The following is a 9,490-nucleotide window of genomic DNA, read 5'->3' as shown; positions in this document are numbered from 1 at the left end:
ATGTGCGGCCCACATTTCTGCTCTATGAAAATTACGCAGGAGGTACGGGAGTTTGCAGCCACACAAGGCGTAGAAGAAGAGGCGGCATTGGAAGCCGGTATGAGCGCGCAGGCAGAAGCATTTAAAGTGCAGGGCGGGGAGATCTATTTATAAACGCGAAACGTGTGCCACAGCTTTGAGGCGTGGCACACATAAAAATCACAATGCTCCTCATCATCACCCATCCTGAACATGTGCCCAACGAAACACAGCTCTGGCAACAGCTGCTGCACGCCGGCGCAGATGCCATTCTCCTGCGTAAGCCGCAGTGGCCGCCGGAGGCCTATGCGCAGGCGCTGGAACAAACCGATCCGGCCTGTTATCCTAAAATAATGATAGCAGGGCATTGGGAGCTGTACCAGCGTTTTGGGCTGATGGGTGTGCATTTCAGCGGGCAGCAGCGGGAACAAACAGATGCGCAGCTGATAGCGGAATACCGCCGCCAGGGCTGCCGCACCAGCACCGGCATTCACCACGTAGCAGCATTACCGTTAGCAGACAATGCCTGGGATTATTTGTTACTAAGCCCTGTGTTTGACAGCATTTCCAAACCAGGTTATAAAGCACAAATACCGCCCGGTTTTAAGCTGCAGAAAAATGGCTGCAACGCAAACGTGCTGGCGCTGGGTGGCGTGGATAACACCAATGCCGCACAGGCAAAACAAATGGGCTTTGATGGCCTGGCCCTGTTAGGCGCCATCTGGCAAATACCCGCAACAGCCGTACAACAATTACAACATATTAGAAGCATATGGAACGACCCTATGTTATAAGCCTGGCCGGGCTGGACCCCAGCGGGGGCGCCGGTTTGCTGGCAGACATTAAAACCTTTGAGGCCCATCAAACCTATGGGCTGGGCGTTTGCACCGCGCTTACCGTGCAAACGGATCAGGAATTTTTGTCGGTAAACTGGCTGCCGGCGGAGCGTGTTATAGAACAGGCAAAACCATTGCTGCAAAAGTTTGCGCCTGCCTGGTGTAAAATAGGCATTGTGGCAGATGTTCCTGCGCTGCTGCAAATAGTACGGAGCCTGCACCAGCTGCGCCCCGGCATCCGCATTATCCTGGATCCGGTGTTAAAAGCATCTGCTGGTTTTGATTTTCACAACACCGCACTGGCGCATGCATGGCAGGAAGTGCTGCCTTACCTGTACCTGCTTACTCCCAATTATGATGAAGCACTGGTATTAGGCAATGGCACTGCAGACGGGCAGGAAGCTGCCACACAGCTTAGCCGCCATTGTGCAGTACTGCTGAAAGGCGGCCACCATCCGGAGCACAGGGGCTGGGATGTGTTGTACACACAGGAAAGCGAGTACCTGCTGCCGCCTGTTGTGCGGCAGGTGTATCCCAAACACGGTTCCGGCTGTGTATTATCCGCCGCCATTACAGCGCAGCTGGCAAAGGGCCAATCCCTGCAGGATGCCTGTATTAACGGCAAAGCTTATACGGAGAAATTTTTATCCAGTCACCCTTCATTATTAGGATATCACAATTTATGATCAGTACCTTACATTACATATCACAGCAAACCGCAGCAGCAGACCATTCTGCTAACATACAGGCCGCCTGCGATGCAGGCTGCAACTGGATCCAGCTGCGTATTAAAGACAGCACGCCGGAAGCAGTATTACCCATTGCCATTGCTGCAAAAAAAATATGCGAACCATACAACGCTACGCTTATTATTAACGACTATCCCCAGGTGGCCAAAGCCATCGGCGCCCATGGCGTGCACGTAGGCAAAAATGATATGACGGTAGCTGCAGCCCGCGCCATTACAGGCCCTGGAATGATAGTAGGCGGTACCGCCAATACCCTGGACGATCTGTTACAGCATGTAAAAGACGGCGCCGATTATGTTGGGCTGGGGCCTTACCGTTTTACTACTACCAAGCAAAAGCTAAGTCCCATACTGGGTTTGGAGGGTATTGCCAATATCCTGCAGCAGTTGCAGGCACAAGGTGTTACCATTCCCGTAATAGCTATTGGCGGCATTGTGCAGGAAGATATTGCTGCATTAATAGCAGCAGGCGCACATGGCGTAGCAGTAAGCGGCCTTATTACACATGCAGCGGATAGAAAGGAAGTAGTGAAAAATATTTTCGCGATGGCACAAAAGAAACAGGAAGCAGGCAGTAACATTTAAAAAATTAAAAATGATAACACCCTTAATAATTGCTGACCGCACTTTTCAATCCCGCCTGTTTACCGGTACGGGAAAGTTTTCCGCAGCGCCGGTAATGGAGCAGGCCTTGCTGGCCTCCGGCTCTGAGCTGGTAACCGTGGCACTGAAGCGGGTAGATATGTTTAACCAGGCAGATGATATGCTGCAGCACCTTAACCACCCGCAGCTGCACCTGCTGCCCAATACCTCCGGTGTACGTACTGCTAAAGAAGCCGTATATGCGGCCCAGTTAGCACGGGAAGCGCTGGAAACAAACTGGGTCAAGCTGGAAATACATCCTGATCCCCGCTACCTGCTGCCCGACCCTATAGAAACCCTGCTGGCAGCGCAAGAGCTGGTAAAGCTGGGCTTCATAGTATTGCCCTACATACACGCCGACCCGGTGCTGTGCAAACGCCTGGAGGACGCAGGCGTAGCTGCTGTAATGCCTTTAGGGGCGCCTATTGGCAGCAACAAAGGCTTACGCACCTTTGATTTCCTGGAAATTATTATTGAGCAAAGCCGGGTGCCGGTGGGGGTGGACGCCGGTATTGGCAGCCCTTCTGATGCAGCCAAAGCCATGGGAATGGGCGCAGATGCCGTACTCGTAAATACCGCCATTGCCGTAGCGCAAGACCCGGTACGTATGGCGCAGGCCTTTAAGCAAGCCGTAATTGCAGGCCGCCTGGCCTACGAAGCCGGACTGCCCGGCAGGCACGCACAGGCCAGCGCCAGCAGCCCGCTAATCGCCTTTTTAGACAATGAATAATTAATTAAAATGAGCTTCAAAAATATTTTCGCTCAGCATAACTGGGACACCATTAAAGAAAGCATCTACAGCAAAACTGCGCTGGATGTGGAACGTGCGCTGGCAGCCGGCCGGCGTACGCTGGAAGATTTTAAGGCCCTCATATCCCCTGCTGCGCTGCCTTACCTGGAACAAATGGCGCAGCTAAGCCATCGCCTTACCCGGCAGCGCTTTGGTAATACTATGCAGCTGTATATTCCGCTGTACTTATCCAACGAATGCCAGAACATTTGCACCTACTGTGGTTTTAGCCTGGATAATAAGATCCGGCGTAAAACCCTGCGCGCAGCAGAGATCATGCAGGAGGTGGAGGTTATTAAAGCTATGGGGTATAAACATGTGCTGCTGGTAACCGGGGAGGCCTGGCAAACCGTAGGTCTGGATTATTTTAAAGAAGCTCTTCAGCTCATAGGCCCGCACTTTTCCCATATCAGCATGGAGGTTCAGCCTATGGACGAGGCAGACTACGCCGCGCTTATTCCCCTTGGCCTGCAAAGTGTGCTGGTATACCAGGAAACCTATCATGAGGCAGATTATAAATTGCATCATCCCAAAGGCCGTAAGTCCAACTTTGACTACCGGCTGGAAACCCCCGACCGCCTGGGCCGGGCAGGTATTCATAAAATGGGATTGGGTGTGCTTATTGGCCTGGAAGACTGGCGTACAGATAGTTTTTTTACGGCCCTGCACCTGCAGTACCTGGAAAAAACCTACTGGCAAACCCGCTACAGCATTTCTTTTCCACGGTTGCGCCCTTGCACCGGCGGCCTGCCGCCTAAGGTAGAAATGAAAGACCGGGAGCTGGTACAGCTTATTTGCGCCTACCGCCTGCTGGATCCGGATGTGGAGCTAAGCCTCTCTACCCGGGAATCTGAACAGTTCCGCAACCATGTAATAAAACTGGGTATTACTACCATGAGCGCCGGCTCTAAAACCAATCCTGGCGGATATGCCGCAGACCTTGAATCATTGGAGCAATTTGAAATATCAGATGAGCGCAGTCCGCAGGCCATTGCGCAAATGCTGCAATCACAGGGTTATGAGCCGGTATGGAAAGATTGGGACGGAAGCCTGGTGAGCTTTAGCAGTTAGCAATTAGCTGTTAGCTGTTAAGTGCTGCACAACTTCTGGCATTCCCCGATAACCAATCGGCTCGCATGACTGCCAACAGCTAACAGCTAAAAGCTAACCGCTAAAAAATTACCCTCCGCCCGGGAAAGCGAAGGGTATTGTGAAAACCTAAAATCCATTAATCATTAAACATATAAGATATCGCTTATGAAAATAAGCAGCTACGTACCATAGACTTCAAATGTAAGTTGCTCAAAATGAACAACCTATAAACCTGTTAAGTTTGAACAAAATGAACAGGCGACTATGTTACTGCACAATATATTTATAAGCCATCCTACAAAACAAAACCTTGTAAGCATTAGCCTACTTTCTCCATATCACGATATGTTTTAATGGTGTCATGTGAGCTCTTAAGCGCACCTTTCTGATTAGCGATCAGCTCCCTTATGCTATAAGGCATCGGGTCGTCTGAGCGCAGCGCTTCATCATATGCACGTTGTGCGGCATCCTCTCCATATTCACAGCTCGCCAGTACAGCGTGGCGGTCATTGCCGGTAAAGGTTGCTTTTACATCCATCCAGGCACGGTATATTTTACCGGAAACAGTGGTACCGGTTTCCAGCTCAGCGCCCATCCGGGCCAGCTCCTGGTTCAGCTGCGATACATAAGTGCGGCTTTCATCTATCATTCGTTGAAACAATGCTTTCAGGTCGGGGTCTTCTGTCTTGTCACTTGCCTTCAGGTATCCTTCTATACGGTCGTTGTTGATCTGTACCAGATCGCTGAGTACTTCTGATATTTTTTCGTTCTGTTGCATGGCATTTATTGTTTTGATGTTTGTAATATGATCAATTACCGCGGCGCGGTAAGGTGTTAACATGTTAATAGGTTACTGTCCATCTCTTTAACATTAATTCAAAAATGCGACCAGTTGAGCAGCTCCGTCTATAAAGTACCCCGGCATTGCGCGTTTCAGCCGTTTCCCTGACGTATTTTTTTCACGCATGGGGGAATCTGTTCTACAATAGAATACCTTATTGCAGCAGTTTTAGCAGTAAACAGTATGACTCACAAAGGACAAATGAATTGGCACAGATTTTTAACTATAAGAGTTAACCAAACATTATTCATATGAGAAGCATATTGTATCTAATAGCCCTTATTCTTATCATAGGATGGGTGTTAGGCTTTTTTGTTTATTCAGCTGGTGCGCTGATTCATGCATTGTTGGTGTTAGCTATTATAGCAATCTTGTTGAGCGTTATCCGGGGGAGAGCGCCTATAGAATAAGGTACCGACAGCTTAAAGCCGTACAAGAAATAATTAATGAATAATTGATAACCGTGGCCGTAACCACTTCGTTATTGATTATTCATTTTTTTGTTTGAGGAGGTGGGTATACCGCCAATGACTATACGGTATTAAAGTAGCTGCAATTATTGCTGGTCCGGGCGGTTGCAGGCCGGGTTAAAAACGTGGTACCCGCTGCTGTCTTCCGTTACCTGCAGGCGGTTTAGTATAGCCATTGTTTCAAGAATGTGAGGCAGGGAATCGCGCTTGCTGATCTGTCCTGTAAAGGAATAGTTCTTCAGCTGTTTTTCAGAGTAGTTAATGGAAGCGTGGTACACGGCTTCAAAGCGGCTCATAACTTCTGTTAAGGGTACGTTAGTGAACAGGAGCTCTTCGCCGTTTTCCATGATGTTACCCTTTATTGGTTTGGTCAGAATGCTGTCTGCAATACGCTCATAGTTATACACCATTAACGACTGCTGCTTTTTATTAAAAGCACATTCCTGACCGGGCGCCAGGTACACCAATTTCTTATCAGCTTGAGCTCCTGTAGATCTTACCATTACTTTTCCCGTGAGTAAACGGATCTTCACGGTTTTGCTCCGGTCATACGCTTTAATACGAAAAGACGTACCCAGGGCGGTTGTTGCTACATGTTCAGAATATACAGTAAATGGTCGTCCCTCTTGTTTGATTACGGTAAATGTGGCGGCTCCTTTCAGGTACAGCGACCGTTGGTCAGGTGTAAAACCCGGGCGCCATTGCAGGGTGCTTTGCCCTTCCAGCAAGGCTACCGATCCATCCGGCAAAACAATGTGCTGTTGGGTATTGCCGGTGTTTGTTACGATGGTATCCGTTACTGGTATCTTACCGTTTTGTGCAATGACTGTTGCTGGCTGTAAGGTCTTATGCTGGTAGAACCACATCATAAAACCGGTACCCAGTAACAGCACTATTGCGGCAGCAGCCCGGGTGCGGTAGCGGTACCCCCGTATTTCCCTCACTTCCCGGCGAATGGTTTGCAGCATTTGTTCCGTATGAACGGGATGCAGGTATTCACCTGCTTCAAAAGCTTCCCAATCCTGTTCCGGCAGCGCTGCTGCCAGCTCCTCGGGGTTATTTTGCAAATAATCACTCACCGCGGCGGCTTCTTCGGCTGTACACTGGTTCTTTAAAAATTGCTCTATTAAAGCGCGGTTCATCATTATCTGCTAAAATATAGGTCTGCTATATTATACTACGCAGCAAAAAAGGCTTATACCCACGGAGAAGGAAAAAAAATGTGTTTTTATTTGACAGCCAGGTTGTCAATTGTATGTTCACCGGCTATTATTAGCGATAGATCAGCGGAAATATTCGGAGGTTGGGTGAGTGGAAAATGAGTTTGCGCTACTGGAAAGCATCTGCAAAAAAGATCAGCAGTACTATGGCTTCCCTGATCTGTTTAATGGCCCGGTTTACCTGGTTCTCTACGGTTTTCAGGGAAATGGAAAGGCAGAGGGCTATTTCCCGGTTGGTGAATCCCTGTATGCGGTACCCGAAGATCTTTTTCCTTTCCGGTGGCAGGGCAGCCATGGCACGCTGCACCTGGTCCAGGGTTTCACGCTCCTGTAAGTGGCGGGAGGTATCCGCTACTTCTGGCAGTTCCTGAATATCTACCAGCACCGTACGTTCCTGCGCTTTACGGCGCAATACATCTATCAGGGTTGTGCTGGCTATGCGGAATAACTGTTGGGATAAAGGCAGGGTTTCATCCAGGTGGCTGCGGTAACGCCACAGCTTAATGAAGGTAAGCTGCACCAGCTCTTCGGCTACATCAGCAGCAGCCGTGCGTTTCAGGAAATAGTAATACAGCTTCTCATGGAACTGCTGGTACACTTCCTCAAAAACAGCTACGGATCCTGCTTTTATGGCAACTATTCTCTCCAACGTTGTAGTGTTAATGTGATGCGCTAAACTAACACTAGATACTCATTTTTTGCGGAAAAGCAAAGCAATTACGAATTACGCTGAATGCTTAATGCAAAACGCTGAACGCTGTCCACCGGATACCGGTGTACTTCATACAGCATTCAGCGTTTTGCGTTAAGCGTTAAGCATTCTTCAGGCTTGCTATATCTATCACAAACCTATACTTCACTTGCCCTTTCAGCAGCTTTTCATACGCCTCATTAATATCCTGTATGTTGATCATCTCTACATCAGAAACAATGTTATGCTCCGCGCAGTAGTCAAGCATTTCCTGTGTTTCCTGAATGCCGCCTATACAGGAGCCGCCCAGGCTAACACGGTTCATCAGCAGGCTAAAAGCCGGTATGGAAGCCGGTTCCGGTGGTGCGCCTACGCAAATATGCACCCCGTTGGTTTTCAGCAGGCGCAGAAATGCGGGGATATCATGCGGGGCAGATACCGTATCCAGTATAAAATCAAAGCTGCCCTGCAGGCTTTTCATTACAGCCGGGTCAGTGGTAAGCGCAAAGTGATGTGCACCCAGGCGTTTGGCATCCGCCTGTTTGGAGGGCGAGGTGCTTAACAAAGTTACCTCTGCGCCAAAAGCTGCGGCAAACTTTACGCCCATATGGCCCAGGCCGCCCAAACCTAAAATAGCTACTTTATGGCCGGGGCCTATTTTCCAGTGCCGTAGCGGCGAGTAAGTAGTAATGCCCGCACACAGCAAAGGCGCCACGGCTTCCAGCGGCAGCTTGGGCGATACCTTCAGCGTATATTTTTCATCCACTACTATCTGTGTGGAGTAACCGCCGTAAGTAGGTGTTTTACCATCACGCTCATAGGCATTGTAAGTACCGGTCATACCTTCCAGGCAGTATTGTTCAATACCGGCTTTACAGTTTTCGCATTCCCTGCAGGAGTCTACAAAACATCCTATACCAGCCAGGTCGCCTACCTGGAATCCTTTAACATGATCACCCACCTTTGTTACACGGCCTACAATTTCGTGGCCGGGTACCATTGGGTAAATGGCATTCTGCCACTCATTGCGTACCTGGTGCAGGTCGGAGTGGCAAACGCCGCAGTATTGGATCTCTATCTGTACATCATGCGGGCCTGGCTCCCTGCGTTGCAGGCTAAATGGGCTTAGTGGCTCCGTTGCGCTGGGCGCTGCATAAGCTTTTGTGTTCGTACTCATCTGATTTGCATTTAAGAGGTTGGAAAGGTGTGCGTACAAATTTATAGTATAAAGTATAATAGTACAGGCAGGGGGCCTTGCTCTTTAATAAATTAGTAACCTCACCCAAATAAACACCCGTTATGAAAAAAACCACTATCCGTTTACCCTTTTTGATCATGAGCGTCCTCCTGCTCATCCCCCAATTCTTATTAGCCCAGAAACAAATGGAAAAGCTGAACCGCGGCCTGGTAGCCATACGCACCAGCGCCAGCCAGGTGTATGTAGGCTGGCGCCTGTTCGGTACAGATCCGGCAGGCATTGCTTTTAACGTGTACCGCGGTTCCACGAAAGTGAACAGCGCTCCCATTACCAGCTCCACTAATTATGTGGACAATACCCCCGCTAACAGCACCTACACCATACGCCCGGTGCTGAACGGCAGTGAGCAGGCAGCTTCTGAAAGCGCTACTGTATGGGCGCAGCAGTACCTTACCATTCCCATACAGGCGCCGGCCGGCGGTACTACGCCGGATGGAGTAGCCTATACCTACAATGCCAACGACTGCAGCACCGGTGATCTGGATGGCGACGGGCAGTATGATATTGTACTGAAATGGGATCCCTCCAATGCTAAAGACAATTCCCAAAGCGGTTATACCGGCAATGTGTACCTGGATGCATATAAGCTGAATGGCACCCGCCTGTGGCATATTGACCTTGGCCGCAACATACGCGCCGGCGCGCACTACACACAGTTTATGGTGTACGACCTGGATGGAGATGGCAAAGCAGAAGTGGCCTGCAAAACCGCCGATGCTACTAAAGATGGCACCGGCATAGTGATTGGCGATGCCAATGCCGACTACCGCAATACCAGCGGTTATGTTTTAAGCGGGCCGGAGTTCCTTGACCTCCCCCCAATAAATCGGGCCATTGAAAAGTAGAGAAATCGGGCAATAATTCATAATTTAAACATGAAAGAT

At 49.5% G+C, this 9,490-nt stretch carries 11 protein-coding genes; 7 read left to right on the top strand and 4 right to left on the bottom strand.

Annotated elements, in window-relative coordinates:
* The first annotated feature begins 203 nt into the window (after positions 1-203).
* From KVT36_RS31160 to thiH, 5 genes are read left to right on the top strand one after another with little or no spacing between them, the layout of a single operon-like run.
* Positions 204-812, top strand: a complete 609-nt coding sequence (locus tag KVT36_RS31160; protein ID WP_217607331.1) for a thiamine phosphate synthase — start codon at positions 204-206, stop codon at positions 810-812.
* Entirely contained in the window at positions 791-1,540 is a 750-nt protein-coding gene (locus tag KVT36_RS31155) for a hydroxymethylpyrimidine/phosphomethylpyrimidine kinase (RefSeq protein ID WP_217607330.1), read from the top strand. The genes KVT36_RS31160 and KVT36_RS31155 overlap by 22 nt, the downstream gene beginning before the upstream one ends.
* The gene (locus tag KVT36_RS31150; protein WP_217607329.1) at positions 1,537-2,187 is read left to right on the top strand and encodes a thiamine phosphate synthase; all 651 of its coding nucleotides are present in this window, start codon (positions 1,537-1,539) and stop codon (positions 2,185-2,187) included. The genes KVT36_RS31155 and KVT36_RS31150 overlap by 4 nt, the downstream gene beginning before the upstream one ends.
* Positions 2,188-2,197: 10 nt before the next feature.
* Positions 2,198-2,974 carry a thiazole synthase gene (locus KVT36_RS31145; protein WP_217607328.1) on the top strand — a complete coding sequence of 259 codons (777 nt, stop codon included), beginning with the start codon at positions 2,198-2,200 and terminating at the stop codon, positions 2,972-2,974.
* 9 nt (positions 2,975-2,983) lie between these two features.
* Entirely contained in the window at positions 2,984-4,105 is a 1,122-nt protein-coding gene (gene thiH, locus KVT36_RS31140; RefSeq protein WP_217607327.1) for a 2-iminoacetate synthase ThiH, read from the top strand.
* A 340-nt stretch (positions 4,106-4,445) separates the two neighbouring features.
* On the opposite strand, the gene KVT36_RS31135 is transcribed toward thiH, so the two are convergent.
* Positions 4,446-4,967, bottom strand: coding sequence for a PA2169 family four-helix-bundle protein (locus KVT36_RS31135; RefSeq protein ID WP_254640276.1), 522 nt, complete (start codon positions 4,965-4,967; stop codon positions 4,446-4,448).
* A gap of 251 nt (positions 4,968-5,218) precedes the next feature.
* Here KVT36_RS31135 and KVT36_RS31130 point away from each other — a divergent pair, with 251 nt between their 5' ends.
* Positions 5,219-5,377 (top strand): lmo0937 family membrane protein, encoded by a 159-nt coding sequence (locus tag KVT36_RS31130; protein WP_217607326.1) that lies wholly within the window; start codon positions 5,219-5,221, stop codon positions 5,375-5,377.
* Positions 5,378-5,523: 146 nt separating this feature from the next.
* On the opposite strand, the gene KVT36_RS31125 is transcribed toward KVT36_RS31130, so the two are convergent.
* From KVT36_RS31125 to KVT36_RS31115, 3 genes are all read right to left on the bottom strand, one after another.
* Positions 5,524-6,582, bottom strand: a complete 1,059-nt coding sequence (locus tag KVT36_RS31125; protein WP_217607325.1) for a FecR family protein — start codon at positions 6,580-6,582, stop codon at positions 5,524-5,526.
* 184 nt (positions 6,583-6,766) lie between these two features.
* Positions 6,767-7,306: an RNA polymerase sigma factor gene (locus tag KVT36_RS31120; protein ID WP_217607324.1), complete on the bottom strand. Its 540-nt coding sequence runs from the start codon at positions 7,304-7,306 to the stop codon at positions 6,767-6,769.
* Between the two features lie 163 nt (positions 7,307-7,469).
* Positions 7,470-8,525, bottom strand: coding sequence for an NAD(P)-dependent alcohol dehydrogenase (locus KVT36_RS31115; protein ID WP_217607323.1), 1,056 nt, complete (start codon positions 8,523-8,525; stop codon positions 7,470-7,472).
* Between the two features lie 122 nt (positions 8,526-8,647).
* Here KVT36_RS31115 and KVT36_RS31110 point away from each other — a divergent pair, with 122 nt between their 5' ends.
* Complete coding sequence (locus KVT36_RS31110) at positions 8,648-9,451, top strand: hypothetical protein (protein ID WP_217607322.1); 804 nt, start codon at positions 8,648-8,650, stop codon at positions 9,449-9,451.
* The last annotated feature ends 39 nt before the right edge of the window (positions 9,452-9,490 follow it).

This window comes from Chitinophaga sp. GbtcB8 (assembly GCF_019091455.1).
Taxonomy (GTDB): domain Bacteria; phylum Bacteroidota; class Bacteroidia; order Chitinophagales; family Chitinophagaceae; genus Chitinophaga.
Note: the sequence above shows the minus strand (reverse complement) of the source record. Positions and strands in the feature narration are given on the sequence as shown.

What these genes read in the sequence shown, in the direction of transcription:
- KVT36_RS31160 (WP_217607331.1), top strand. Translation starts at nt 204, where the DNA reads ATGCTCCTCATCATCACCCATCCTGAACATGTGCCCAACGAAACACAG.
- KVT36_RS31135 (WP_254640276.1), bottom strand. Translation starts at nt 4,967, where the DNA reads ATGTTAACACCTTACCGCGCCGCGGTAATTGATCATATTACAAACATC.
- KVT36_RS31115 (WP_217607323.1), bottom strand. Translation starts at nt 8,525, where the DNA reads ATGAGTACGAACACAAAAGCTTATGCAGCGCCCAGCGCAACGGAGCCA.
- KVT36_RS31150 (WP_217607329.1), top strand. Translation starts at nt 1,537, where the DNA reads ATGATCAGTACCTTACATTACATATCACAGCAAACCGCAGCAGCAGAC.
- KVT36_RS31145 (WP_217607328.1), top strand. Translation starts at nt 2,198, where the DNA reads ATGATAACACCCTTAATAATTGCTGACCGCACTTTTCAATCCCGCCTG.
- KVT36_RS31130 (WP_217607326.1), top strand. Translation starts at nt 5,219, where the DNA reads ATGAGAAGCATATTGTATCTAATAGCCCTTATTCTTATCATAGGATGG.
- KVT36_RS31110 (WP_217607322.1), top strand. Translation starts at nt 8,648, where the DNA reads ATGAAAAAAACCACTATCCGTTTACCCTTTTTGATCATGAGCGTCCTC.
- KVT36_RS31125 (WP_217607325.1), bottom strand. Translation starts at nt 6,582, where the DNA reads ATGATGAACCGCGCTTTAATAGAGCAATTTTTAAAGAACCAGTGTACA.
- KVT36_RS31155 (WP_217607330.1), top strand. Translation starts at nt 791, where the DNA reads ATGGAACGACCCTATGTTATAAGCCTGGCCGGGCTGGACCCCAGCGGG.
- thiH (WP_217607327.1), top strand. Translation starts at nt 2,984, where the DNA reads ATGAGCTTCAAAAATATTTTCGCTCAGCATAACTGGGACACCATTAAA.